General features: G+C 51.0%; 28 protein-coding genes. 16 read left to right on the top strand and 12 right to left on the bottom strand.

The features are described from left to right. The first annotated feature begins 85 nt into the window (after positions 1-85). The 8 genes from DRJ53_RS08955 (at position 86) to moaCB (ending at position 6,633) form a co-directional block, all read left to right on the top strand. Positions 86-709, top strand: coding sequence for a nucleotidyltransferase family protein (locus tag DRJ53_RS08955; protein WP_114235269.1), 624 nt, complete (start codon positions 86-88; stop codon positions 707-709). Further along, positions 706-1,686, top strand: a complete 981-nt coding sequence (gene moaA / locus DRJ53_RS08950) for a GTP 3',8-cyclase MoaA (protein WP_114235268.1) — start codon at positions 706-708, stop codon at positions 1,684-1,686. The genes DRJ53_RS08955 and moaA overlap by 4 nt, the downstream gene beginning before the upstream one ends. Before the next feature lie 271 nt (positions 1,687-1,957). Further along, the gene (locus DRJ53_RS08945) at positions 1,958-3,151 is read left to right on the top strand and encodes a molybdopterin molybdotransferase MoeA (RefSeq protein ID WP_241558500.1); all 1,194 of its coding nucleotides are present in this window, start codon (positions 1,958-1,960) and stop codon (positions 3,149-3,151) included. A gap of 9 nt (positions 3,152-3,160) precedes the next feature. Beyond that, positions 3,161-3,898 (top strand): sulfite exporter TauE/SafE family protein, encoded by a 738-nt coding sequence (locus tag DRJ53_RS08940; protein ID WP_114235267.1) that lies wholly within the window; start codon positions 3,161-3,163, stop codon positions 3,896-3,898. A gap of 36 nt (positions 3,899-3,934) precedes the next feature. Continuing rightward, a complete protein-coding gene (locus tag DRJ53_RS08935) occupies positions 3,935-4,165 on the top strand; it encodes a MoaD/ThiS family protein (protein WP_114235266.1) in 231 nt (76 codons plus the stop codon). A gap of 12 nt (positions 4,166-4,177) precedes the next feature. Continuing rightward, entirely contained in the window at positions 4,178-5,296 is a 1,119-nt protein-coding gene (locus tag DRJ53_RS08930) for a ThiF family adenylyltransferase (RefSeq protein ID WP_241558499.1), read from the top strand. Further along, the gene (locus DRJ53_RS08925; RefSeq protein WP_114235264.1) at positions 5,277-5,720 is read left to right on the top strand and encodes a molybdenum cofactor biosynthesis protein MoaE; all 444 of its coding nucleotides are present in this window, start codon (positions 5,277-5,279) and stop codon (positions 5,718-5,720) included. The genes DRJ53_RS08930 and DRJ53_RS08925 overlap by 20 nt, the downstream gene beginning before the upstream one ends. A gap of 1 nt (position 5,721) precedes the next feature. After that, positions 5,722-6,633, top strand: coding sequence for a bifunctional molybdenum cofactor biosynthesis protein MoaC/MoaB (gene moaCB / locus DRJ53_RS08920; protein WP_114235263.1), 912 nt, complete (start codon positions 5,722-5,724; stop codon positions 6,631-6,633). A gap of 14 nt (positions 6,634-6,647) precedes the next feature. On the opposite strand, the gene DRJ53_RS08915 is transcribed toward moaCB, so the two are convergent. The 3 genes from DRJ53_RS08915 to DRJ53_RS08905 form a co-directional block, all read right to left on the bottom strand. Further along, a complete protein-coding gene (locus DRJ53_RS08915) occupies positions 6,648-7,763 on the bottom strand; it encodes an XdhC family protein (protein WP_114235262.1) in 1,116 nt (371 codons plus the stop codon). A 109-nt stretch (positions 7,764-7,872) separates the two neighbouring features. Beyond that, on the bottom strand, positions 7,873-8,307 hold the full coding sequence (locus DRJ53_RS08910; RefSeq protein WP_114235261.1) for a hypothetical protein: 435 nt from the start codon (positions 8,305-8,307) through the stop codon (positions 7,873-7,875). A gap of 139 nt (positions 8,308-8,446) precedes the next feature. Beyond that, on the bottom strand, positions 8,447-8,872 hold the full coding sequence (locus DRJ53_RS08905; protein WP_123893459.1) for a hypothetical protein: 426 nt from the start codon (positions 8,870-8,872) through the stop codon (positions 8,447-8,449). A 257-nt stretch (positions 8,873-9,129) separates the two neighbouring features. Between DRJ53_RS08905 and DRJ53_RS08900 the strand changes: the two genes are divergently transcribed. The 3 genes from DRJ53_RS08900 (at position 9,130) to DRJ53_RS08890 (ending at position 13,271) form a co-directional block, all read left to right on the top strand. Next, positions 9,130-10,164 (top strand): synaptic vesicle VAT-1 family membrane protein, encoded by a 1,035-nt coding sequence (locus DRJ53_RS08900; RefSeq protein WP_114235259.1) that lies wholly within the window; start codon positions 9,130-9,132, stop codon positions 10,162-10,164. Between the two features lie 116 nt (positions 10,165-10,280). Then, complete coding sequence (locus DRJ53_RS08895; protein ID WP_114235258.1) at positions 10,281-11,921, top strand: TldD/PmbA family protein; 1,641 nt, start codon at positions 10,281-10,283, stop codon at positions 11,919-11,921. Positions 11,922-11,939: 18 nt separating this feature from the next. Then, positions 11,940-13,271: a TldD/PmbA family protein gene (locus DRJ53_RS08890; protein ID WP_114235257.1), complete on the top strand. Its 1,332-nt coding sequence runs from the start codon at positions 11,940-11,942 to the stop codon at positions 13,269-13,271. A gap of 107 nt (positions 13,272-13,378) precedes the next feature. Here the strand turns inward: DRJ53_RS08890 and DRJ53_RS08885 are convergent, their stop codons facing one another. Beyond that, the gene (locus DRJ53_RS08885; protein ID WP_123893457.1) at positions 13,379-13,597 is read right to left on the bottom strand and encodes a hypothetical protein; all 219 of its coding nucleotides are present in this window, start codon (positions 13,595-13,597) and stop codon (positions 13,379-13,381) included. Between the two features lie 18 nt (positions 13,598-13,615). Further along, positions 13,616-13,852, bottom strand: a complete 237-nt coding sequence (locus tag DRJ53_RS08880; protein WP_114235255.1) for a hypothetical protein — start codon at positions 13,850-13,852, stop codon at positions 13,616-13,618. A 256-nt stretch (positions 13,853-14,108) separates the two neighbouring features. Between DRJ53_RS08880 and DRJ53_RS08875 the strand changes: the two genes are divergently transcribed. Next, on the top strand, positions 14,109-14,396 hold the full coding sequence (locus DRJ53_RS08875; RefSeq protein WP_114235254.1) for a type 2 periplasmic-binding domain-containing protein: 288 nt from the start codon (positions 14,109-14,111) through the stop codon (positions 14,394-14,396). Between the two features lie 85 nt (positions 14,397-14,481). Here DRJ53_RS08875 and DRJ53_RS08870 read toward each other — a convergent pair whose 3' ends face one another. Then, positions 14,482-15,921 carry an NAD-dependent succinate-semialdehyde dehydrogenase gene (locus DRJ53_RS08870; protein ID WP_114235298.1) on the bottom strand — a complete coding sequence of 480 codons (1,440 nt, stop codon included), beginning with the start codon at positions 15,919-15,921 and terminating at the stop codon, positions 14,482-14,484. 122 nt (positions 15,922-16,043) lie between these two features. Here DRJ53_RS08870 and DRJ53_RS08865 point away from each other — a divergent pair, with 122 nt between their 5' ends. Next, complete coding sequence (locus DRJ53_RS08865; RefSeq protein WP_114235253.1) at positions 16,044-16,655, top strand: pseudouridine synthase; 612 nt, start codon at positions 16,044-16,046, stop codon at positions 16,653-16,655. A gap of 119 nt (positions 16,656-16,774) precedes the next feature. Here DRJ53_RS08865 and DRJ53_RS08860 read toward each other — a convergent pair whose 3' ends face one another. Next, positions 16,775-17,473 carry a dihydrofolate reductase family protein gene (locus DRJ53_RS08860; protein WP_114235252.1) on the bottom strand — a complete coding sequence of 233 codons (699 nt, stop codon included), beginning with the start codon at positions 17,471-17,473 and terminating at the stop codon, positions 16,775-16,777. 213 nt (positions 17,474-17,686) lie between these two features. Beyond that, a complete protein-coding gene (locus DRJ53_RS08855) occupies positions 17,687-17,896 on the bottom strand; it encodes a hypothetical protein (RefSeq protein WP_123893455.1) in 210 nt (69 codons plus the stop codon). A gap of 124 nt (positions 17,897-18,020) precedes the next feature. Here DRJ53_RS08855 and DRJ53_RS08850 point away from each other — a divergent pair, with 124 nt between their 5' ends. After that, positions 18,021-18,617 (top strand): DUF4230 domain-containing protein, encoded by a 597-nt coding sequence (locus DRJ53_RS08850; RefSeq protein WP_114235250.1) that lies wholly within the window; start codon positions 18,021-18,023, stop codon positions 18,615-18,617. A 79-nt stretch (positions 18,618-18,696) separates the two neighbouring features. After that, on the top strand, positions 18,697-20,601 hold the full coding sequence (locus DRJ53_RS08845; RefSeq protein WP_114235249.1) for an AAA domain-containing protein: 1,905 nt from the start codon (positions 18,697-18,699) through the stop codon (positions 20,599-20,601). Between the two features lie 20 nt (positions 20,602-20,621). On the opposite strand, the gene DRJ53_RS08840 is transcribed toward DRJ53_RS08845, so the two are convergent. Together DRJ53_RS08840 and DRJ53_RS08835 are read right to left on the bottom strand one after the other, a co-directional pair. Beyond that, positions 20,622-21,470: a DUF4349 domain-containing protein gene (locus DRJ53_RS08840; protein ID WP_114235248.1), complete on the bottom strand. Its 849-nt coding sequence runs from the start codon at positions 21,468-21,470 to the stop codon at positions 20,622-20,624. 379 nt (positions 21,471-21,849) lie between these two features. Continuing rightward, on the bottom strand, positions 21,850-22,860 hold the full coding sequence (locus DRJ53_RS08835; protein ID WP_114235247.1) for an LLM class flavin-dependent oxidoreductase: 1,011 nt from the start codon (positions 22,858-22,860) through the stop codon (positions 21,850-21,852). Between the two features lie 240 nt (positions 22,861-23,100). On the opposite strand from DRJ53_RS08835, the gene DRJ53_RS08830 reads away from it, so the two are divergent. Continuing rightward, positions 23,101-24,399, top strand: coding sequence for an NCS2 family permease (locus DRJ53_RS08830; RefSeq protein ID WP_114235246.1), 1,299 nt, complete (start codon positions 23,101-23,103; stop codon positions 24,397-24,399). A gap of 228 nt (positions 24,400-24,627) precedes the next feature. Here DRJ53_RS08830 and DRJ53_RS08825 read toward each other — a convergent pair whose 3' ends face one another. Beyond that, entirely contained in the window at positions 24,628-25,665 is a 1,038-nt protein-coding gene (locus tag DRJ53_RS08825) for an aldo/keto reductase (RefSeq protein WP_114235245.1), read from the bottom strand. Between the two features lie 218 nt (positions 25,666-25,883). Next, entirely contained in the window at positions 25,884-26,135 is a 252-nt protein-coding gene (locus DRJ53_RS08820; protein ID WP_114235244.1) for a hypothetical protein, read from the bottom strand. Positions 26,136-26,178: the final 43 nt, after the last annotated feature.

Below are 26,178 nucleotides of genomic sequence, written 5' to 3'. Positions count from 1 at the left end.
AGCACTGGGTGCACAGCGTTAATGCTTCTGCATAAGCATTACCAAATAGCCGACCGATTTTTAAAATGCACGAACAAAACACACCATGAATAGGGGAGCAAACAGCAGTGAATGCACGGCGTTGCTGATTGCGGCTGCAGGCCGCTCGGCAAGGCTGGGCCGGCTAAAGCAACTGCTTTCGCTGGAAGGCGAACTGTTGCTGCAGCACAGTGTGCGGGTGGCAAAAGAAGCATCCCTTGGCCCTGTGGTGTTAGTGCTTGGTGCCCATGCCGATGAAGTGCAGGCGGGAATTGATAGCAATGGTGTTGATGTGGTAAAAAATAGTGAGTGGAGCGAAGGCATGGCGGCTTCCATTCGTGCAGGAATTGGGCATGTGCAAACGGCCTATCCCCATGTGCAAGCCGTTATCCTGATGGTGTGCGACCAGCCGTTAGTTTCCGCAAACTTGTTGCTGGAATTGCACGAAGCCCACCAGCGCACCGGCAAGCCCATCATCACGTGCAGCTACGCCGATACATTTGGTCCGCCTACACTTTTCCATCAAACTATGTTCATCGAACTTTTACAGCTAACTGGTGATGTGGGTGCCCGCAGCATTTTAAAGGCACATGCCAACAGCGTGGAAGCCATTTCATTCCCCGAAGGTGCAGTGGATGTAGATACCGATGCCGATTACCAAAACCTGCTCAAACACCAGCGTACAACATGATCCGTGATAACCATAACCGCATCCACAATTATCTGCGCATTTCGCTGACGGATAACTGCAACCTGCGGTGCTTTTACTGCATGCCCGAAGAGGAGTATGATTTTACCCCGGCATCGCGGCTGATGCAAAAAGGCGAGATTGAAACGCTGGCCAAAATATTTGTTTCGCAGGGCGTAAATAAGATCCGGCTCACGGGCGGTGAACCGCTGGTACGCAAAGATGCAGCTGATATCATCCTGTCGCTTTCGCGGTTGCCCGTGCAGCTCACGATGACCACCAACGGTACGAGGCTGCATCAATTTATCGATGTGTTGGAAGATGCCGGCGTGCGGTCGCTCAACATCAGCCTCGATACCTTGCAGTCCGACCGTTTTGCCATGATCACCCGGCGTGATGGCTTTCAGCAGGTGATGGACAATATTCAAATGCTGTTGCAAAAAGACTTTCATGTAAAAGTGAACGTGGTGGTGATGAAGGGCCTCAATGATGGCGAGTTGGCCGATTTTGTGCAATGGACCCGCGATGTGCCGGTGCATGTGCGGTTCATCGAGTTTATGCCATTTAGTGGCAACCGGTGGACGAGCAACAAAGTGGTAACGCTGCAACAAATGCTGCACACCATTGGCGAACAATTTGATTTTATTCCGCTGAAAGGCGTAGCGCATGATACCGCAAAAGGCTTTATGGTGCCGGGCCATGCCGGTACTTTTTCGGTGATCAGCACCATGAGCGCCCATTTTTGCGGCGACTGCAACCGGATGCGCCTGACGGCCGACGGCAAGCTCAAAAACTGCCTGTTTTCACAAGCCGAAACCGACCTGCTCACCCCGCTGCGCCACGGCGCCGATGTGTTGCCGCTCATTCATCAAAGCATTGCGGCAAAGGCCCGCCAGCTGGGTGGCCAACTGCCCGCCGATTTTCAAAACCTGCAGGCAGATACAGTGCAAAACCGTAGCATGATCACGATTGGTGGTTAACGATTTTCGCTTGTTGTTTTGCAGCACAATTCAGCATTGGGTAAAGGTGGTTTTGTTTTAAAAAGCGCCTTTCAATGAAGGTTCAAACGCTAGCTCCATTCATGTTCTGAATGACGTTTTGCTGCCACCAATTTATCCAACCCAATACATAACATTTCCTCCGTGTCACTCCCTGTCGATGTGCCTCCGTGGTTCAAAACCCTAAATCCACCAAATCACTTAAATTCATCCCTTCACCAGTTTGTTGACCACCTCAAATCATTATTTGAAAATGCGCACCATGATCGGCACGGAAGAAGCCGGAGCTATTATTGCCGCCCATGTTCAACCGTTGGAAGCCGTAGTGCTGCCGCTGGCTGATGCGGCCCGGCTGGTGCTGGCAGAAGATGTTATGGCACCGTTGCGCATTCCTGCTTTTCCGCAATCATCAATGGATGGATACGCTTTTTCTTTTGCCGGGTGGCAGGCGCACAACACGCTGAATATTGATGGCGTGGTGCCTGCAGGCAGCCACAAGCAAATACAATTGCAGCCGCAAAACTCCGCCCGCATTTTTACCGGCGCACCGGTGCCGCATGGCGCCGATACCGTGGTGATGCAGGAAAAAGTGAAAGTGGAAGGAAACAGGCTGCACATACTCGATGCACAACTGCAACCGGGTGCTAATGTGCGGCCGGCAGGTTCGGAAATGGAAAGAGGAGAATTGGCGCTACCAAAAGGAAGCCCTTTGTCTGCTGCGGCTGTTGGTTTCCTTGCGGGCCTAGGCATCACACAGGTGCCGGTGGTGCCCAACCCAACCATCACCATCATTGTTACGGGCAACGAGTTGCAGCAGCCCGGTGCGCCATTGGCCTATGGCCAGGTGTACGAGTCCAATTCATTTGCATTAACAACAGCTTTGAGCATCTTGCACATCCCGAATGTTACAGTGCGTCAGGTGCACGATGATCCCGCTGCACTGGCAAATGTTTTAGGGGCTGCATTGAATGAATCCGATGTGGTGCTGCTCACCGGCGGTGTGAGTGTTGGCGACTATGATTTTGTGATTGGTGCCGCCACGCAAAATGGGGTGACGCCACTTTTTCATAAAATAAAACAACGACCCGGCAAGCCGCTGTTCATGGGCATGCAGGGCAAAAAACTCGTGTTTGGTTTGCCCGGCAATCCTTCATCGGTGCTCACTTGTTTTTACTTGTATGTGTTGCCTGCTCTGGCCCACTTAACCGGCCGCGATCTTACGCTAAAAAAACTGCAGGTACCTCTTAGTAAACCCTATAAAAAAGCGGTAGGCATCACGCATTTTTTGAAAGGGGCCTGGGATGGGCAAACTGCTGTTCCGCTGGATGCGCAGGAATCGTATAAAATGCGGTCATTCGCACAAGCCAATTGCCTGATACAGGTGGATGAAAACATAGAAACCTGTGCAGAAGGCGATTTAATTACCATTCATTTATTGCCTGTTTAGATAGCCGTTATGGAATTAACGATCCTGTTTTTGGTGCTCCTGTTGTGCGTGGCATTTTTGTATGCCTCGGTAGGGCATGGTGGCGCCAGCGGCTACCTGGCGCTGATGGCCATTTTCAGCGTGGCGCCAGAGGTGATGAAACCAACGGCTTTGTTGCTCAACCTGTTTGTTTCGGTGGTTGCATTTGTGCAGTTTTATCGCGGCGGGCATTTCAATACCAAACTCTTTTTGCCCTTTGCATTGGCCTCCATTCCTTTTTCATTCATCGGCGGTTTGATCGTTGTGGATGGGCAGGTGTACAAACATATTTTGGGGCTGCTCTTGCTGGTGCCCATTGTTCGGTTTCTGGCGTTTAGAAACGGCGAAGAAGGGGAGAGCAAAGCGCCCAACATCGGGCTGGCATTGTTTATCGGCAGCATTATCGGATTTTTGTCGGGGCTTATTGGTATTGGCGGCGGCATTCTGCTATCGCCGGTCATCTTGTTGCTGGGCTGGGCCGGGCAAAAACAAACGGCCTCCGTCAGCGCCCTGTTTATTTTTGTCAACTCACTGGCTGGCCTCGGTGGGCAGTTGGTGAAAGGCGTGCAGTTCAGCACCGACATGTACCTGTATGTGGCGGTGGCGTTTGCGGGCGGATTGGGTGGGGCTTATTATGGGTCTATGCGCTTGCCGCAGCAAAGCCTGAAACGCATACTGGCCCTGGTGCTGCTGCTCGCATCGTATAAATTATTATTTACAGGAGCGTAGTATTTTTTTAAACTACCTGCTGCAAAAAAAGATACCATGATCCAAGTGTTGCTTTTTGGACAATTAGCGGAACTGGCCGGTGCCAGCAACCTGGAGTTAGATGGTGTGGCTGATACCGCATCGCTGCAACTGGAACTGCAACGGCGCATGCCTGCACTGGCAACAACTACCTATCGCATTGCGGTCAATAAAATTATTGTAACAGAAAATACCCCGCTCAGTGGCGGTGCAACTGTGGCCTTATTGCCGCCATTTTCAGGAGGATAATTTATGGGCACAATGGAGCGGTATCACCGGCAAATAATCTTAAAAGAACTGGGCGCTGAGGGCCAGCAAAAACTGCTGTCCGCAAAGGTGCTGGTGATTGGTGCCGGCGGCCTGGGGTGCCCCGTGTTGCAATACCTTACTGCTGCCGGTGTAGGTACTTTGGGTATTGTAGATGATGATGTGGTGGCGCTGTCTAACCTGCACCGCCAGGTGCTGTACACCATGGAGGATATTGGCAAACCAAAAGCCGCACAGGCAGCACTACGGCTGCGGGCTATGAATGATGATGTTCAAGTCATTGTGCATGCCGAACGGCTTACTACTGTCAATGCATGGAACTTGATAGCCCCTTACGACATTGTTGTAGACACTTCTGATAACTTCCCCACACGTTACCTCGTAAATGATGCATGTGTGTTGTTGCAAAAGCCCTTGGTGTACGGAGCAGTATCTCGGTTTGAAGGGCAGGTAGCTGTGTTTAATGTGCCAACAAAAAATACTGCTGCAGTCAATTACCGCGACCTGTTTCCAACCCCGCCGCAAGATGGCGAAGTTGCCAATTGTGCCGAAGCCGGCGTACTGGGAGTGTTGCCCGCCATCATTGGCAGTTTGCAGGCAGTGCAAGCCATCAAGCTCATTGCCGGCATTGGCCGGCCATTGATCAATAGGGTGCAAACGTATAACCTATTACAGGATAGTTGGTACGACTTTGAAGTGCAGCCGGCACCGCTTCCCAATCCATTACAACCAACAAGCCGTGCAGCATTTGAGGCAACGGGTTATGCGGTGCAATGCGGTATAAGTGGATTTGAAGAAATAGACGTAGCGCAATTTAACCAGTTGTTGCAACAAGCCGACACACTGGTGATCGATGTTCGGGAATTAGACGAGCTTCCGCCGGTAACTGAATTTGCACACCGGCAAGTGCCGCTTGCTACAGTGCCCGATCTATTTGGAAACATCAATCACCAAAGCATCGTTGTATTTTGCCAGGGTGGCAAGCGCAGCCAGCAGGCTGCAAAGCAGTTGGCCCATGCATTTCCCTTAAAAAAAATCTACAGCCTGCGCGGCGGTATACTGAGTTGGAAAGAAGCGGCACAAACAAAACAACATGAAAGAACACAAGCTTAAAAACATATTTGTTCAGGGCGCCATCCCGGCAAGCTTTATTGCCGAAAGCATCCAAAAACACAGCACGCAAAAAGGCATTGGCGGCCACTCTATTTTCCTGGGGCAGGTACGTGCCGATGTGTTGGATGAAAAAACCGTAACAGCAATTGAATACACTTCGTACGAACCAATGGCGCTGGAACAAATGGGTGCCATTCGCGAAGATATTTTTGCTAAATACAACCTTACCTGCATGCATGTGTACCATAGCCTGGGTGTAGTTGCTGTCGGCGAAATTTGTTTGTTTGTATTTACTTCATCAAAGCACCGAAAAGCTGCCATTGAAGCCTGCACCGAAGTGGTGGAGCGCATCAAAGCCGAGCTGCCGGTTTGGGGTAAAGAACAATTTGGCGATGCCACTCACCAATGGAAAGTGAATCAATAAGATGGTTGATATTACACACAAAAACACTACACTGCGCAAGGCCATTGCCAGCGCCACGCTGCAGGTAAGCAAGCAAGAAACAATCGATGCTATTCAAAGCCGCAGCGTGCCTAAAGGTGATGTGTTTGAGTTCAGCAGGGCTGCCGGATTATTGGCGGTGAAAAAAACAAGTGATGTTATTCCCGATTGTCACCCGCTGCCCGTAGAGTACACCGCCATCACCCACCGCGTGGAAGGAACGACGGTAGTGATTGAAGTGGAAGTGCATGCCATTTACCGCACCGGTGTGGAAGTGGAAGCCATGCATGGCGCTGCTATTGCTGCACTTACTATGTACGACATGCTTAAACCCATCGACAAAGAAGTGGAGATCAGCAGCATAAGGTTGGTAAAAAAAGAAGGCGGTAAATCGGACAAAAAATCGTTGAGCGGAGCGGGTTTGTCTGCTGCTGTTGTGGTTTGCTCCGATACTATTACGCGGGGTGAAAATAAGGACACTGCTGGCCAGTTCCTGGTGCATAGGTTAGAGGGACTTGGTGTGGAGCGGGTATCCATTACCGTTATACCCGATGAAGTTGCTGCAATACAGGCGCAGGCAAATGCTTTCATCGAAAATGGAATTGACCTTGTGATCTTTACCGGTGGCACCGGTCTTTCTCCGCGTGATGTAACGCCTGATGCTATCGAGCCGTTGCTGGATACACCCGTTCCAGGCATCATGGAAACGGTGCGCCATTACGGCCAGCAGCGGATGCCTTTCGCCATGCTGTCGCGGGGAGTGGCCGGCTTTGCCAAAAACTCGTTGCTGATCACGCTGCCCGGTTCGGAAGGTGGTGTGCGGGATGCGATGGATGCGCTGTTCCCGCAACTGTTCCATGTATTTAAAGTGCGGCAGGGCATGCGGCATTCTTAAAAAAAATATACGATTTATTGCGCAGCATTGCCATGGATGGTTCCCTGCTTCATGCGGAGCGGCGTGCCCGGCCTGCCGGCAAAATGGCTGGTAATTTCGGCTACAATCGACAGCGCAATTGCTTCGGGTGTGGTAGCGCCAATGTCTAACCCGGCCGGTGAGTAAATTCTTTGTTCGTCATTTGCCGTAATCGCAATTCCTTCGGCAATCAATGCATTCACCATTTTCAGCGTTCGCTTTTTTGGCCCAAGCAGCCCAACGTATGCAGCGTTAGTTTGCAATACTTGCTGCAAATTTTGCTGGTCGGTTGCCAGGTCGTGTGCCATCAGCACCACTGCGGTGTGATCGTCAATTTCGGGCGTTTCATTGCCCTTATGGTGCAGCACTTTGCTGGCGGTTGTAAACAGCGATTTGTCGGCCTTTGCCGTGTTCATCACCACTGTTGTATGCCAGCCCTGTTCCGAAGCAATTCTTACTAGCGGGTAAATATCATAATTGCCGCCATAAATAACGAGCCGAGTGGCAGGCCGCAACACCTCGATAAAAACCTGCACCGTTTGATTCTCATTTTGGAATGACGCTGTTTGCGAGGTCATCTGCGCCAGGCTTTCTTTGGTTTGTTGCAACACATAGGGCGCAATGGCTGGTATTGGAAAAGTTTGCAGCATTAAAGCATCATCTTCATACAGCAGCACCGTTCCCAACAACTCTTTATGTGTACCACCATCGGTTATGGTAAGCAGCACACGGGGCACACGGGTGCCGGCCACTTTTTCCAAAAGTTCAATAGGATTGGGTCGCTCCGCAACGATTGGTGTAAACAAAACATCGATCACCCCATTGCAGCCAAGGCCCACACCCACCTGGTGGTCATCGTCCTGCGTCGTATCGTACGTAACCACCGATGGCGTTCGCAGGGCAATGGCTTTTTGCGCCCTGCGCAATGCATCGCCTTCGAGGCAACCGCCACTGATGCCGCCCACATATTGCCCGTTTTCCAGCACCAGCATGCGGGCGCCCGTTCTGCGGTACGACGATCCCTCAACCCTGGAAACGGTGGCCAGTGCGGCGCCGGTGGGGGCAGGTTGTATTTGCCGATAGGCTTCAATAATGGCGTTGATCTCTTTCATTGAATGGCTTGCTCTGAATGGCAAAGAAACAAAAAACTAAAGCCCTGCATGCTTGCAGGGCTTTACATATAAATCAACCACCGGTTCATTAGAACCAGCGTTATAAAAATTAGTTGCGCAGCGGCTGTCCCACTGGTATGGAACAATCATGACCGGGTGCACCATGCGCCGGGTTCAGGCGGGCTGTTTGTCCCGACGACGGCAGGGGAGCTGGAGGAATTTGCATCATGGGTGCTGCCCCAACGCCAGCAGGTGCGGCTGTTGCGGCGCCAGCACTGCCATCCAGTGGCGCACCAACTGGAAGTTCGCAGCGGTGCCCCGGTGCGCCGTGTGCCGGGTTAAGCGCAACGGTTGCATTGCTGTTGGTGACAGGGGTAGTGGTGGTTGCTGCTGCGCCTTGTGTGGTTGGTGTAGCGGCTGGTGTGGCATCCGGTGTAAATGTAGTTGGTGCCGGAATCGGTTCGGATACCCGGTTGTTGCCCGAGCTTTCGCAGGAGGCAGCTACCAATGCTATTATAGCGATGCCCAATAATTTGTTGATCATAAAAGGGGATTGTCGGTTGAAGGGCTGAAAGTACTCTAAAAAACAGGAAAATGAAAAGTGCACCCAACCACATCGCTAAATTTAACCAATTAATGGCTGGAATGGGCTCCTGTGCGCCATTACATCGGGTTGAGCATGCCTACGCAAGTGTTGCCGTGGCTACCGTTTCTTCCCAGGGTTCTGTTTGAATTACTAGGTATTTCAGCAGGGAAAAATCAAAACCTGTAAGCAGTTCGTACAGGGCTGTGCCATCCAGTTGCGCCACGCTGCAAATTTTTACCGAACCGGCACCCAGTGTTTTTTCTGGTGACAGGTAAATGACGAGTCCGTGTTCAGCGGCCAGGTGTACGCCTTCCAGTTTCAGCAGGTGTTTGCTGTTGGGCTGGCGGTAAATAGCAACCGATCCGCCGCTTGTTTTGGAGGAATAAATCATCGGGCCGGATGCAACCACGGTCGCATGGGCAATGCTGGTTTCTTGGCTGGGTTCTGAAATATCGGCAGTTTCCTTAGTACAGGCAGTTGCCATCAAAGCAATTATAGAAAGGAGGAGTCGGTATTGTTGCATAAACATTGGTTTTGCATTTGCCGCTTCATATCGGTACTGCTTTTAAAGTTAACATTTTAGGGTGGTAGGCAAATGCAGCGCAATCAAACAGCAGGCAATCATTCAGTTTTAGTTCGGTTAAAAAATTAGCTTGCAGCTTGCTGTAGTTTCTGCAAATACTGTTTGTAGTTAAAAGATAGACTCCGATGATCAGGATTTTTGTGTCTTCAACTTTTTGTTTCAGACTGCAGTAGCCAACATTCCAAAAGAGCAAATCAATGAACGGAATTAAACGACAGGTATACCGCATGCCCAAAGCAGGCTCCATCAAACATTTAACCCTGCAGCAAGAGCCGTTGCCCGAACCTGCAAGTGATGAAGTTTGCGTAGCTGTTCGGGCCATCGGGCTCAACTTCGCCGACATATTTGCCATGCAGGGTTTGTACAGCGCCACGCCGCCTGGCTCGTTCATTCCTGGGCTGGAGTTTTCCGGTGAAGTGCTGGCTGTTGGCAGCAACGTAACGGCTTTAAAAAAGGGCGACCGGGTGATGGGCGCCACCAAGTTTGGCGGCTATGTGTCGCACATCAACATCAATCATCGCTATATCATTCCCCTGTCCGAAGGCTGGAGTTTTGAGCAAGGCGCCGGCTTCTTGGTGCAGGGTTTAACGGCTTTTTATGCCCTCACCGAACTGGGCAACCTGCACCGGGGTATGAACGTGCTCATACATAGTGCAGCGGGTGGCGTAGGCATCATGGCCAACCGCATTTGTAAAAAGTTCAATGCCTACACCATTGGCACGGTGGGCAGCAAGGGCAAGGTTGATTTTCTGTTGAACAGCGAAGGCTACGATGCAGTGATTGTTCGGGACGAGCATTTTGCTGCAAAACTAGCCACGGCACTGGATGGGCGCCCTTTGCACCTGGTGCTGGAATGTATTGGCGGCCCTATTTTACAACAAAGCTGGAATGCCATGGCGCCCATGGGCCGTATGATTGCCTACGGCAGCGCCTCGTTTACATCCCATGGCGCAAAACCCGATTACCTGCGCCTGGCTTGGCGGTTTTTGCGCCGGCCGAAAATTGACCCATTGCGGTTGCCGTCGCAAAACAAATCGTTGATGGGGTTCAACCTCATTTTTTTATACGAACAAACCGACCTGATGCTGCACATGCTCCAACGCTTGCAGGCACTACAACTGGACCCGCAACATGTGGGGCATGTATTTCCATTTGCACAAATGCACGATGCCATACACTTGTTTCAGCAAGGCAATACCGTGGGCAAAGTGGTGGTAATGGTGGATCAATAAAAAATGCAGCAACAGCATTTTTATACAAGCAAACAATCGGCGCAGCACTGGCTTTCTGTTTGGAAAATATTGGGTAAATGGCGTAAGTTGAACCCAATTAATCCAAAGTATTTATTTTGAAACGAGCCGATTTTCTCCGGATGACATCAATGGGTGTGGGCGCCCTGATGATGCCCGACCTGTTGTGGGGCAATGCAGTTGATCCTGCGCAGTTTTTGGAGCAGGCCCCCGACAAAGCCACCAAAAAAGCACTCGCCGATGCAGCCCTTGCAGCGGCCCGGGCCAAAGGTGCTACCTATGCCGATGTACGCATCAGCCGCTACCTGCAGCAAAATATTGCCACCCGCGAAGCCAAAGTGCAAAGCATTGCCAACAATGCTTCGTACGGCGTAGGCATCAGGGTGATTGCCGCTGGCTCGTGGGGCTTTGCGGCCACCAACAACGTGACCAAAGAGGGCATTGCACAATGTGCCGCGCAGGCGGTGGCCATTGCCAAGGCAAACGCCAGTTTGCGTACCGAACCGGTTTACCTGGTGCCGCAAAAAGGCCTCGGCGAAAAGGAGTGGAAAACGCCCATTGAAAAAAATCCTTTTGAAGTGCCCGTTGCCGATAAAGTGGCCCTGCTGATGGAGGTGAACAACGCCGCGATGAAAGAAGGTGCAAGCTTTATTACTTCCAATCTTTCGTTTGTAAACGAACAAAAATATTACGCTTCTACCGACGGCACTTATGTGGCGCAGGACATACACCGGCTGAATCCGGTTTTTTCGGTAACCGTGGTGGACCGCCAAACCGGTAAGTTTAAAACGCGGGATTCATTGAGTGCACCTATGGGCCGCGGTTGGGAATATCTGGAAGGCACCGCATCAGAAAAGTTGCAAGGCCCTGCGGGGCTGACACTGTACCGCAACAAATACGACATGGTGGAAGATGCAGTACAGGCCACACGCCATGCCAAAGAAAAGCACAAAGCGAAAAGCGTAGCGCCGGGTAAATACGACCTGGTGCTCGATCCAACCCATTTGGGACTCACCATCCACGAATCGATTGGCCACCCGCTGGAGCTGGACCGGGTACTTGGATACGAAGCCAACTATGCAGGTACTTCGTTTGCCACGCTGGATAAATGGAAGTCCGGCAACTTTAAATTTGGCAGCGATGTGGTAAACGTGGTGGCCGACAGAACGCAACCCTATTTGCTCAACACCATTGGCTTTGACGACGATGGCGTGCCGGCAAAAGAATGGGACCTGATCCGAAAAGGCATTTTGGTAAACTACCAGGCTACCCGTGACCAAGTGCACCTGCTGGGGCAAAAAGAATCGCATGGGTGCAGCCACGCGGATAGTTGGGGGTCGGTGCAATTTCAACGCATGCCCAATGTGTCGTTGCGGCCTAGCAAGGAAAAACTATCGCCTGCCGAAATGATCCGCAACGTGGAAAAAGGCATTTATATTTTGGGCCGCGGCTCTTACTCCATCGACCAGCAGCGTTATAATTTCCAGTTTGGCGGCCAACTGTTTTTTGAAATAATAAACGGTGAAATCAAGGGCATGCTCGAAGATGTGGCTTATCAATCCAACACACAGGAGTTTTGGAACGCCTGCGTGCAAACCTGCGATGCCGGCGATTACCGCAGCTTTGGTACATTTAACGATGGTAAAGGACAGCCGGGACAAGCCAGTGCCGTATCGCATGGTTGTGCCACCACAAGGTTCAATGGGGTAAATGTTATCAACACGCAGGCCTCTGCTTAATTTCAACCAGTACATTTCATGCAACTTCTCACCGAACAGGAAGCAAAAAAAATCATCGACACTGTGTTGGCCCATGCCACCGCCGACGAAACCAGCGTGGCCATCAATGGCAGCCGCACGGGCAATATCAGGTTTGCACAAAACATGGTAACCACCAGCGGCGAACGGGAAAACCTGACGCTTACGATCACCACTTATTTTGGAAAAAGGAGCGGTAGCGTTACCATTAACGAGCTGAATGATGCCGCCATAAAAAGCGCCGTGCAGCAAGCCGAAGAAGTGGCGCGGCTGGCACCGGAAAACAGCGAGCACCTGCCGCTGTTGGGCCCGCAGCAATACGCTAAGGCTGCCAACTATTCCGAGAAAACAGCAGCCATTACGCCTGCATTCCGTGCGGCGCTGGCAGGGGCCAGCATCAGGCCCTGCCGCGAAGCAAAAGTGGATGGCTCCGGCTACCTCGAAGACACTACCGGTTTTATTGCCATTAGCAACAGCAGGGGTTTGTTTGGATACAATAAGGCCACCAGCATTGAGCTCACCACCACCGTTCGTACGGCAGATGGCCGCGGGTCGGGGTTCGCGGTGCAAAGCTTTACCGACGCATCGAAGGTGGACAGCAAGGCGGCCACAACATTGGCCATGCAAAAAGCAAAAGCATCGGCCAGCGCCATCGAACTACCACCCGGCAAATACACCGTGATACTGGAGCCTGCAGCACTTGCAGGTAACGGCGACAGCAGTTTTCTTTCCAATTTTATGGGCGCCCTAGATGCCCGTAATGCCGATGAGGGCCGCAGTTTTTTTGGAAACAAAGGCGGCGGCAATAAAGTGGGTGAAAAACTGTTCAGCGACCTGCTCACCATTTACTCCGACCCCGCACATCCCGAAGTGCCTGCCATGCCTTTTGCGCCGGATGGCCGCCCGCAGGAAAAAGTTATGTGGGTGGAAAAAGGCGTGTTGAAAAACCTGGTGTACTCCAGGTTTTGGGCCGATAAACAGGGCGTGAAAGCAATGCCCGCACCGGGCAATATCATTGTGGCCGGCGGCACCAAATCATTGGAAGAAATGATTCGCGAATCGGACAATACCATACTGGTGACCCGCACCTGGTACATGCGACCGCTGAACCAACAAAGCTTGCTGGTAACGGGCCTAACGCGGGACGGTGTTTTTTTTATTGAAAAAGGGAAGATTAAACATGCCGTAAAAAACTTCCGGTTCAATGAAAGCCCGCTGCAGATCTTTCGCAACCTGGAAGTGGTGGGCCGGCCGGTGCGTATTGGCAACAACCTGGTGCCACCGGTAAAAACGCGGGATTTTAATTTCAGCTCCTTGTCTGATGCTGTGTAAACATTAGCCGTTCGATCAATGAGCCATCTGTAAAATAAAAACAACCCGGGGGTACATCTTACCGGGTTGTTTCGTCGCGGTGGTTTTCCAACTTCAGTATTTTCTGCCTATCCAACAACTGTTTCCCTTCTGTTGCAAGCCCGGTGCCGTTCTACTTGTCCGTTCTTAGCATTGTGATACACTTCTACATAAAAATCGTGCAACTGGTACACCTTCACACGGTAGCCCGGTACCACCTTCTCGGTAAGCGGGTCACCCCACAACTCCACGGTTTCTCTTTTTGCACCTTCGCTCATGGCACAAAAACCTCTTAACGTCATTGTCATGCACACTGGTTTTGATGATTAAGAATGGCTCGCTGGCTGCAGGTAAGGCTGCAGTCCAACCAGGCTTTTAAAATTTCGTTTACCCAACACTTCGTCGCCTACTGTGTTTAGAAACACTTCCACGTAAACCTTTGGTAACTGGAACAGGAGCACCTGCATATCGGATGTTTGGCGGCTGCCAATGCATGCGCCTTTGATGAGGATGCGCCGCAACTCCTTGCAATGATGGATGGTGTTGAATTGCTGGGTGGTCATAGGTTGAATTTTTTAGGTAATGGGGTTAGTTTAACATACATGGTGCCAATTCAGCCATTTGCCTGAAATTTTTTCCCGGCTTTGTGATACAAATGGTTTGTTTTTACTCATTTACATCAAACGGTTTTTCCCGATTAGGCCCCATTTCTACACAAACACCCGAAACGGAAACCCGTGCCGGAAGCATCTAAACGGCAGCGGGTTAATTGCCGATACGGCACTCTCTTTGGAAAGAATGAATAATAAACGTGGAGTAATGGAACATACGGTGGTTGTGCTGTTTAAAAATGCATTGGCGCATTACCATGTGGTTCAAAGCGGCGCATTAGGCTATGAAGCAAGCCTGCTGCGATACGGTGGCAGTGCCGAAAATGTACCACCGATCGATGTGCGGTTTGTAAAAGAAGGGCGGCATTGCACCGGAAGTACAGAAGAGGCCGATTTGATGGATGACCTGTATGATGCGGTGCAACGAAAAGAACAAAAAAGGGAAGGCCCGGCAGGTGCACATCCACCTGTGGTTCAGCCTTATTTAACCTTATAAATTTTTGAGGTGTGTGAAGTGTGTGAGTGATTTGGCCAGGCAGCTTTCGTTCGTGAAGGCTGCCTTTTTTTATGCCATAAAATCATCAGCCCATGTTGCCAAAACACAGGTATTTTAGTTCCATATAAGCGTCCATGCCGTATTTCGAACCCTCGCGGCCAAAGCCCGATTGCTTGATGCCGCCAAAAGGCGCCACTTCAGTGGAAATAAGCCCTTCGTTGATGCCAACCATGCCATACTCCAGTGCCTCTGCCACCCGCCAGCAGCGGGCCACATCTCGGCTGTAGAAATAGGCGGCCAATCCGTACTCCGTATCGTTTGCCATTCGTATCGCTTCGGCTTCATCATCGAACGGGAAAATGGGCGCCACCGGGCCAAACACTTCTTCTTTTGCAATCAGCATATCGGGTGTGGCAGGTGCCAGCACGGTAGGTTCAAAAAACAGTCCCTCTTTCACCGCGCCACCGGTTTTGATCTCTGCGCCTTTTTGCACCGCATCGGCAATATGTGCCTCCACTTTTTTCAAACCCGCTTTGTTGATCAGCGGGCCTACTTGGACGTTTTCATTCAATACATCGCCGGTCTTGAGGCTTTTTACTGCTTCAGTAAATTGCTCCAGGAAAGCATCATACACGCCGCGCTGCACCAGTATGCGGTTCACACATACGCAGGTTTGCCCATTGTGCCGGTATTTCGACACCAGCGCACCTTGCACAGCCGCTTTAATGTCTGCATCATCAAATACGATAAAAGGCGCATTACCGCCCAGTTCCAGCGACAACCTTTTGAGGTCGTTGGCACATTGCGACATCAGTATGCGGCCCACTTCGGTGGAGCCGGTAAACGAAAGCTTCCGAACCTTTGGGTTGGTGCACAGCTCTTTGCCCACATCACTGCTTTGGCTGGAAGTAACGGTGTTGTACACACCGGGCGGAAAACCAGCCTGCTCAGCCAGTTGCGCAAGTGCAAGTGCAGTAAGTGGCGTTTCGGCGGGCGGCTTTACCACCACGGTGCAGCCTGCAGCCAGTGCGGGGCCCACCTTGCGGGTGATCATTGCCAATGGAAAATTCCACGGTGTAATAGCTGCCACAACACCTATGGGTTGTTTGATCACCACCAGCCTGCGATCGCCAGTATGTTGCGGAATCACATCGCCATAAGTACGCTTAGCTTCCTCGGCAAACCATTCAATAAACGAAGCGCCATACTCCACTTCGCCAAGGCTTTCTTTGATTACTTTACCCGATTCAAGCGTCATGATGCGGGCCAGTTCGGCTTTGTGTGCAATCATCAGGTCAAACCATTTGCGCAGCAGTGCAGCACGTTGTTTTGCGGTCCAGCCGCGGTACTGTGCCCATGCAGCATCGGCCGCATCAATGGCTTTGGCAACATCTGCCGCATCCATATCGGGCACATCGCCAATCACTTCGCCGGTTGCGGGGTTGTTTACGCTAAATGTTTTGCCGCTGCCCGCAGCGGTCCATTGTCCGCCTACAAATGCTTTATCCAGAATGAGGTTGCTCATGTTGATTTCTTTAAATAAAAGTGCTGCCTGCTTAAAGGTACAAAGCACTGGCCAGGCTGGTTTAGCCGCAAGTAGTTTCACCGCGTTTTCAATGCCTGCTTCATTTAGCCTACATTGCTGCCATGGAAGCGCATGGTCACCGGTATTTTGTATTGAACAAACCTGCGGGTATGGTGTCGCAGTTCAGCAGTCCGCACAATGTAGGGTTGCTGGGTGATCTGCGGTATAATTTTCCGGAGGGCATACATGCCATTGGCCGGCTTGATAAAGACTCCGAAGGACTGTTGCTGCTCACCACCAATAAAAAGATCACCAGGCTGTTGTTTAACGGGCCGGTGGCGCACCGCCGCACGTACTTGGTGCAGGTGCGCAATAAGATGAGTGATGAAACAGTGCAACGGTTGCGCACCGGTGTGCACATACCCACCGATGCAGGCGGCATGTACCGCACACCTCCCTGCGATGTTGCGATTGTGGATCCACCTGCAGACTTGTTTCCATCGCCATTCCCGGTGTCTGATTACATACAGCACACCTGGGTTGAAATAAGCCTTACCGAAGGAAAATACCGGCAGGTGCGCAAAATGGTTTCGGCTGTGCGGCACCGTTGTATGCGGCTGATTCGCACTTCGATTGAAGACCTGCAATTGGGCGACCTCCAACCAGGCGCTGTGCGGGAAATAGGGGAGGTGGATTTTTTTACATTACTAAAGTTGGAGCCGCAGAAGATTTAGCGAAGCATAGAAACAAAAAGAGCAGGCTTATACCTGCTCTTTCAAACGAAATTATATCTGTCAATGTGTTGTGCTAAACGCGAAAAAAAATTCATCTTCCTTTCGCCGCACAGTGTTCATCATCGCCCCGACTTACCGCGCAACACTTCATAGCGTATCCACAAAAAGTCGTTGTAGATCTTCTTTACTGATTTTAAAGTAAACTGCGTGGCTTTGCGTTTGCCATAACCTTCTTCGGCTTCAAACACGGTAGGTGCGCCAATGGTGCCATCGGCAACAGGTGCCAGCACCAGGCTGAATTCATCGATCAATCCCGCTTTCAGGAACGAGCCGTTTACATGGCCGCCGCCATCAATGCGCAGCCTTTTAATGCCAAATAATTTATACAGTTTTTTCAGCACCAGCTTCAGATCGAGTTCAGTTTCGCCGCCAAAAATGTACGACACATTTTGCTCTTGCAGGTGTGCCAGGTAAGCACCGGAAACCTGCTCCGTCAGCACTTCAATCACATGCTCTGTTGATACCATGTTGGTATCCCAATGGCATTTGCCCGAAGGGTCGATCACCACTGCAAATGTTTTGGCTTTGTACTCCGCCACAAAATCTTCTCTCGGAATGTTTACGCGGCCACGTCTTTTAGCAGGTGCTTTTTTACTCGAAAACTCCTGCATGGTTACACGGCCCACCAGCCATGCATCGGCTTTGATTTTTGATGCCGGTTCTTCAAAATATTTGTGGTGGTCTTTAAAACCCCAGATGTCTTGTTTGATGCGGCCATCTACCGAGCCCAGCATGTGGCATATAACGTACGGCTTCATTTTCGGTTGTGTTTCAGTGATAGAATAGGAGCACAAAGTTGCAGCTTTATTATTTAGCCTTAAAGCAAGGGCAAACATGCTGCGTAATCATTGTGGTGAAAATAAACGCGGTGTATTGCAACAACGGTGTAACGCAAAACCCGGAAGTGCAGACACTTCCGGGTTTTGCGGGTGAATCATTCACCGGTTGTTTTCAACTTGTTTGCAAGGCTTTTAGCGTTCCCTGTCCTCATCCCGGCTTTTGCGCTGGCCCGACTGGCGCAGGTCTTCGGTGTACTGGTCTTCCTCGCGGTCGATGTTTTCACCGCCGTTGTTTTGTGCGCCGGTTTGTGCCGTGCCCTGCTGGTTGCCGATGCTTTCGTTGCGGCCATGTTCGTGCCCGCTGCGGTTGCCCTGTTCGCGGTTGCCTTTTTCCTGTGCCATAACATTTTTTTTAAGGTTAAAAAAGAAATAGGCCAATAGCAGCACAAACGCCGTACCGTTCCGGGCACGGCCCCCGGCCGAGCATGAATTTTGTAACAACCCTTGCATCTAATTACCGAACGCCATGACGGACAACTTCCTGCTGCTTTTGCTGGGCCTGTTGTTGGGTGCTTTCATCATGTTTTTGTTTTGGAAACTGCGCAGCAAAGGCCAAACCGTGCAGGTGCGGGAAACCTCGCATACGGTGGTGGAAGGCATTCGCAAGGTGTTTAAAATAGTTTTGGTGGAAGGCTATTTCAACGAGTTGTACAACTATGAAGAAACCAAAAAGCTGTTTGGTTTCATTCCCTCCACCAAGCGGGCCCTCGTCATTATACAAGCCAAGGTGTTGGTGGGTTTTGATTTTGAAAAATGCGTTTGGGAAGCCGATGAAAAGGACCGCAAAATAAAACTGATCTCTTTTCCCGAACCCGAGATTTTGAGCATCGAGCCGGATTATAAATATTACAATTTCGACGAAGGCATGTTTAACCTGCTCAACCGCGATGACCTGACCCGCATCCAGGCCAACGGAAAAAAACAGGTGGAACTGGCTGCACTTAAAAGCGACCTGCCCCGAATGGCTGCCGAACAAATGCGTACCCTGCTTACCGAAGTGGTCCAATCCAAACAATGGCAGATCGAAAACATGCACCAGATTACCGCGGTGAAAAAGCGTTGAAGTTTTAAGTTAAATACCGCGCATTATTCCACAGCAGTACCTGTGACTTAGTGCCCTTGCGGCCGTTACCTTTGCCCGCATGGATTATTTCAAACAACTGCAGCGCCTGCTGCAGGTGGAGCAGGAAGAAGACCGACGCAGTTACCGCCAGCTGATGGAAACTTTGCCGGTGGCCGACCGCCGCGAATCGGGGCTTACATGGTATCCTATTGCCATTCGCGAAACAGAAATTGGCCGCGGCGATTACCTGACGGTGGAGGTGGAGCGCACTACCCACACCGATGTGTTGCACCAATTGCGCTTTGGCATGTCGGCCGCGCTTTTTTCCAACCACGATCCAAAGGCCGACCGCGTGGACGGTGTTATCACACACATCAGCGGCAACCGGTTGAAGATTTCTCTGCGCATTGAGGACCTGCCCGACTGGACCCGCAACGGCAAACTGGGTATTGATGCAGTGTTTGATGAAGCCAGTTACCAGGAAATGGAAGCAGCGCTGAAAAGCGCATCTGCCATCATCGATGATAAAGAACGTGGCCGCATGGTGCAGGTGCTTACCGGTGGACAGGCACCAACGTTTAATAACGGCATCAACCTGCCACCAATCAGTGGTTTGAATCCATCACAAACCGAGGCCGTAAAAAATATTTTAACCGCTAATGAACTGGCTATTGTGCATGGCCCGCCCGGCACCGGCAAAACCACAACCTTGGTTCAGGCCATACGATTGCTGCACCGCCAGGACGGCGCTCAGGTTTTGGTGGTGGCGCCGTCCAATGCGGCCGTGGACCTGCTCAGCGAAAAGCTTTCGGATGTTGGCCTCAATGTGGTGCGTGTAGGCAACCCGGCAAGGGTGGCCGAAGCACAACTGGCCCTGACGCTGGACCGGAAGATGGCGGCACACCAAAGTTTTAAGGAAATAAAACGCTTAAAGAAACAAGCCGCTGAGTACCGCGATATGGCGCAACGGTACAAGCGCAGTTTTGGTCGTGATGAACGCGAACAACGCAAAGCGCTGTTTGCCGAAGCCCGCAATATTGCCCGTGATGTGGAGCGCACCGAGCAATACATTGTGGAAGATGTGTTGTCGAAAGCGCATGTGATCACCGCTACGCTGGTTGGTGCCAATCACTACACGGTACGCCACCTGAAATTTCAAACGGTGGTGATTGATGAAGCGGCACAAGCCTTGGAGCCCGCTTGCTGGATCCCGATTCTAAAAGCAAAAAAAGTGGTGATGGCCGGCGACCATTGGCAACTGCCGCCCACCATCAAATCGGATGAAGCTGCAAAGGGTGGACTGGCCACAACATTGATGGAAAAATGCGTAGCGCTCCATCCCGAATCGGTGGTGCTGTTGCAGGAGCAATACCGCATGCACCAAACCATCATGGGCTTTTCATCACAGGAGTTTTACAAAAACAAATTGATAGCGCACCCATCTGTTGCGGACCATGTGCTGGCACCCGGCGATAAGCCCTTGTTGTTTATTGATACCGCAGGCTGCGGCTTTGAAGAAAAGCTGGAAAGCACATCGCTTTCCAATGAAGAAGAAGCCCGTTTTTTGGTGCAGCAAATGGTGCGTTTTGTTGGAACGTTGCAGCCCCAAATTGCGGCCGTGGTAACGCCAAGCATCGGTGTTATTTCGCCATACCGCCACCAAGTGGAATTGCTAAAAGAACTGGCAGCAAAGGATGAAGTATTGCAATCTTATCCTGCACTTTCCATCAATACCATCGACTCCTTTCAAGGGCAGGAACGTGATGCCATTTTTATCAGCATGGTGCGCAGTAATACCGAAGGTGTTGTTGGCTTTTTATCCGACATCCGCCGCATGAATGTGGCCATGACGCGGGCCCGCAAAAAGCTGGTAGTAGTGGGCGATAGTGCTACGTTGGCACAGGCTTCTTTTTATGCCGATTTCATTGCTTATGCACAGGAGCATGATGCGTATCAAAGTGCATGGGAGTTGATGGAGTATTAAGTGGGTTTTGCAAAAACAATTCACCGAAGCACCGGTTGTTTTTTGCGGTTCCATAATTTTACCAGGTACCAGAAAGCAACACCCGCAACAATAAACATCCACAAGTTGGTAACGGCTATTATGAATTGTAAAAACAAATTCCAGCCCGATTGAAAAGATTGTGCCAATTGCGTAGTAAAGGGCAATTGGTAACTCGCAAGGTCGGCGTTTGCTTTTACTTCTTTACGCACCATCGGGTGTTGCATTAGGTGCAGCTGCACCGTGCTGTATGCAACATCCAGGTCAATCTGCCGCATCTCGCGTTCCTGCTCAATTATTTCGTCGTTCACTTGTAGTGAAACGATCGGTGTAGATGGTTTGGATGGCTTGCTGGGAGCGGTTTTCAGGAATGTTGACCGATTTCGCTGCTGCCGCTGCTGCACCATATAGTGCAGGCTTTTGTCATCGATGGAAAGCTGGCTGTTGCTGGTAAAATAACCCAATGCATGTACGTCTTGCAGAAAGTCTTCGAGGTGGTGCGATGGCACCCTTGCTGTTATATCAGCTGTGGTGGTGTAGGCCGTTATTTGCAACACTGAATCATTGGAAAGGCGCAACTCTTTTATGTCGGTTTCTGCAGCATCAATTTGCTGGTGGGTAATCATACCTCCCATGCTGCGCACCAGCACCGATACGTTGCGCACCGACTCCTGTGCATTGCGTACTTTGATGTTGACGCCTGCTTTCTTAACTAGCTTTGCTGCCTGGTTATTTGGTTTATTGTAAGCTGTTGTATCGGTCGTAATGTCGTAAGTGTTTTCGGCGTCGCCGTTTTCACATGCAGTAAGCATGCACAGCGCAAAGAGGGGCAGCAAGGAAAGAGCTTTCATAACCGTAGGTTTTGTATTGATTGATTCCTATGGGTTGTAAAAAGTAACCTCCGGTTTTTAAATTTCTATACTGCTTTATTTGTTAAAATAAATTGGCAAAACACGACATTGCTTGGGCAATATTGATTTATGCCTATGCTCGTTTTTATAGCTAAAAAATCCCGCAATCAATGTCGTCATGATTGCGGGATGATGTTTTTACTAAAAATAGATTTAGCCGTAGTTAGCCAAGGATAATTTGAACAATAACTGTGGAGTAGCTTCTCGTTTTCGTATAGCGCAACTGCATCTATGTTGATGAGGCGGTGCGAAAATTTACAATTAATGCTGCCGCATCTATTGCCGCTAATAAAACTTTATTGCAGTAATAAAAAGCTCCTTACTCCGCACCCTTGAACAACGGTGCAATCAGCGCAAACGAACGCTTTTTTGCTTCGTGGCTGTACATGTGCGACGCCACCATTATTTCATCCACACCGGTTTGATCGAGGAACTCCTGCAACTGCTGCCGGACGGTGGCAATACTGCCCACAAAGCTGTATTGCATCATGTGGCGCACCGCTGCTTTTTCGGCATCGTTCCAAACACCTTCCATCGTGTCAATGGGTGGCTGTAGCGGCATGCGTTTGTTGCGGATCATGCCCAGCGCCATCATATAAAATGACGTGGCGAGGCGTTCCGCTTCTTCGTCGGTTTCGGCGGCAATCACATTAACACAAGCCAGTGCATAGGGCTGTTGTAAAAACTGCGATTCCTGGAAGCGTTGGCGGTACAACTGCAACGCATCGGGTAGGTAGGTAGGTGCAAAATGCGAGGCAAAACCAAAGGGCAGGCCCAGCATGGCCGATAGTTGTGCACTGTACGTGCTGGAGCCCAGCAGCCAAACTGGCACACTAGTGCCTTCGCCGGGAATGGCCCGTACTTTGGCGTCGGGATCATGTGGGCCCAGGTAATTCAATATTTCAATCACATCGTTGGGAAACTGCTCCACCGGTGCATTGAGGTTGCGCCGCAGGGCCATGGAGGTGACGCCATCAGTGCCGGGTGCACGGCCAATGCCCAGGTCGATGCGATTGGGATACATAGAGGCCAGTGTGCCAAATTGTTCGGCAATGATCAGCGGCGCATGGTTGGGCAGCATTACGCCACCGGAACCCACCCTTATTTTTTGCGTAGCGCCGGCCACATAACCCACCAAGACCGAAGTGGCCGCCGATGCCACGCTTTCCATATTGTGGTGCTCGGCAAACCAGTAACGGGTATAGCCCAGCGCTTCGGCATGTTGCGCCATATCGCGGCTTTTGGTAAATGCATCGCCGGGAGTATCGCCGGCTACGATGGTGGCCAGGTCCAGCACGGAAACAGGTATATCTGAAAGTTGTTTGTTCATGGTAGTAAAAGGTGCAAAGTTCGGAAGCTGATATTGAAAGATGCCGTTAAATAAATGGTGGTGTTTTGAGGAATTAAACTACGGTGCTACAATGTCAGACAACCTCAGTTTTGTTTACCGCAATTGAATATTTAAGCGCAGCGATCTATTCATGAAATGAGCAATGGCATTGCTGTTGTTCCTGCACGGGTTACCTTTCCAATTCCTATTTATTTGAACGCACCACTATAAAACATTTGTATGGGATTGTTTCAGCTACGGGCAAATGGTACCAACATCCAGACCGAGATCATTGCAGGCATTTCCACGTTCCTGGCCACATCGTACATCATTGTGGTTAACCCGGCCATTTTAAGCGAAACAGGTATGCCTTTTTCGGCTGTGGCTACGGCAACGGTGGTGGTGTGCCTGTTTAGTTCGGTGCTGATGGGGCTGTATGCCCGCAACCCCGTGGTGGTGGCGCCGGGCATGGGCCTCAACGCATTTTTTACCTACAGCGCTGTGCTGGGCATGGGTGTGCCCTGGCAAACCGCGCTGGGTGCGGTGTTTTGGTCAGGGATCTTTTTCCTGTTGCTTTCGGTGTTCAACATCCGCACCCACATTGTGCGGGCCATACCCAAACCGCTGCGGTATGCAATAGCCGCAGGCATTGGCTTGTTCATCACACTTATTGGCCTGGCCAATGCAGGTTTTGTGGCGCAAAATAAAGCCACGATCATTGGGCGCGGCGCTTTGCAGCCATCGGTGCTGGTGTTTGTGTTGGGGCTGCTGCTTACCGCGGTATTTATTGTGCGCAATATGAAAGGCGCCATTTTATTCGGCATCATCATTACTACTTTGCTGGCGGCTACCATTGGAAGATGGTGGGGTGGCAGTGTGCCGCTGGTTCATTTCAGCGGTTTGTTTGCACCGCCCGATTTTAGCCTGGTGGGCCAATTGGATCTTTGGGGCTCGTTGCAGTTTGCTGTTCTGCCCGTGATCTTTGCATTTGTTTTTACCGACCTGTTCGATTCGCTTTCTACACTTGTGGGCCTGTCGGAAGCAGCAGGTTTGGTAGATGAAAACGGCGAGCCGCGCAATATAAAAAGGGCGCTGGTTACCGATGCGTTGGCCACAACCGTGGCAGGCCTGGTGGGCAGCAGTCCGGGTACTGCTTTTATCGAATCGGCAGTGGGCATAAAAGAGGGCGGCCGCACGGGCCTCACGGCAGTGGTTGCCGGGTTGTTGTTCTTGCCGTTTTTGTTCCTGTCGCCGTTGCTGAGCATGGTGCCTTCCATTGCCACTGCGCCAGCATTGGTGCTGGTGGGCGCCTTTATGCTGCAACCTGTTATCCGCATCAATTGGCTGCAGTTGGATGATGCCATACCGGCGTTTTTAGCGATGGTGCTCATCCCATTTACTTACTCTATTTCGCAGGGAATCATTTGGGGCTTCCTGAGTTGGACGGTCATTAAAATGGCTTGCGGTAAATGGGGCGAATTACCACCGGCGCTATTGGCCATCGATGCATTTTGTGTATTGGCGCTGGTGCTGGAATAAGTATTTTGAACCACGAAGACACGAAGGAACAAAGGGGCACGAAGAAGAAAATCAAGTATGAAAAGTCATCAACGGCAATTGAAAATACAACTGCAAAAGTCGACGACCGAGCCGCTAAACATTTATCAATCTAATGCCATTTGAAAAGGTTCTTTTCAACGGCGAACGTCTTTCTTAAAACCTTCGTGCCCCTTTGTTCCTTCGTGTCTTCGTGGTTCAACAAAACCTTCAATAAAACTTCGGCAATGGATTGAGCTTTGTGTTTTGGCGCTGGTGCCAGTACGGATAAATGGTGGGCAGTTCGCTGGCTTTATCTAGTTTACGCACCTGCTCCGGTGTTAAGTTCCAACCAACGGCACCGAGGTTTTGCTGCAACTGTTCTTCGTTGCGGGCACCTATAATGATGCTGCTTACCGTGGGCCGCTGCAGCAGCCAGTTGAGGGCCACCTGTGCCACGGTTTTGCCCACTTCTTCTGCCACTTCATCCAGCACATCCATGATGTTGTACAGGTGTTCGTCGTTCACCACCATTTGTGGAATGGGGCTGCCGCCCTGCGCCACGCGGCTATCCGGCGGCAATGGTTGGTTGCGGCGGTATTTGCCACCCAGCCGGCCCGCCGCCAGCGGCGACCATACTATAGCGCCTACTTTCTGGTCAATTCCCAGTGGCATCAGTTCCCATTCGTATTCGCGGTGCAGCAGCGAGTAATACACTTGGTGCGCCACGTAACGGCTCCAGCCGTAGCGGTCGGCAATGGACTGCGCTTTCATCAGGTGCCAACCCGAAAAGTTAGAGGCAGCAATATAACGCACCTTGCCGCTTTGTACCAGCCCGTCCAGCGTATGCATTACTTCCTCCACAGGTGTGTTGCCGTCAAAGCCGTGCATGTGGTACACGTCGATGTAATCGGTGCCCAGGCGCCGCAGGCTGCCTTCCACCTGTTGTATCAACCGGTGCCGCGATGAGCCCTGGTTGTTGGGGCCGGCGCCAAAAGGAAACGTGCCTTTTGTGGAAAGGATTACATCGTGCCGTTTGCCGGCAATGGCTTTGCCCAATATCTCTTCCGATGCCCCTTGCGAGTAGGTATCGGCGGTGTCAAAAAAGTTGAGGCCTGCATCCATGCACAGGTTCACGAGGCGGGTGGCCTCGTCCACCTGCGTGTTGCCCCAGGCTTTAAAAAAATCGCTGCCGCCGCCAAAGGTTGCCGTGCCAAAGCTCAATACGGGCACATACAGGCCCGAGCCGCCCAGTAGTCTGTATTCCATGCGCGATCAGGTTTTGTGTAAAAATAAGCGGGTAAATCTATCTGCGGCGGGGTTAAATTTTAATTGCAACTATGCCAGTTACAATTCAACCCATGTTGTTGATCAAAGCCGGATATGAAACAATTGTTACGTTTTTTTTATTTATAAAAAACAGGGTGCCGGGTCGTTTCCGGCACCCTGTTTTGGTGCTTTTTAGTGCTGCACAAATGCCCTTAATATCAGGGTTGTTCTTCCGTGGCAGCATCTTTTTGCGAGGCACGATCCACATCCAACAGCCGGTCTTCCATATTGGTGTGATCGTATTCTGTTGCTTCTTTCCGGATCACTTCATCCAGGTCTTCGTTGCCGGTGGCTGCTGGCAGTGGTTCGCCGGGTGCAGCGCCCTGGCCGTTTTGGAGGGCCCGTTCGTTTTCGTCCCAGGTTTGGCTGATGTTGCTGAGGCCGGGACCTTTACCTATATTCTTTGCCATAGTTTGCCGTTTTAATGAACAACTGCCCTTTCTTTCGAAAAAA

The organism is Paracnuella aquatica (assembly GCF_003332885.2).
Taxonomy (GTDB): Bacteria; Bacteroidota; Bacteroidia; order Chitinophagales; family Chitinophagaceae; genus Flavisolibacter; species Flavisolibacter aquaticus.
The sequence above is the reverse complement of the archived record's forward strand: the minus strand, read 5'-3'. Positions and strand labels throughout refer to the sequence as shown.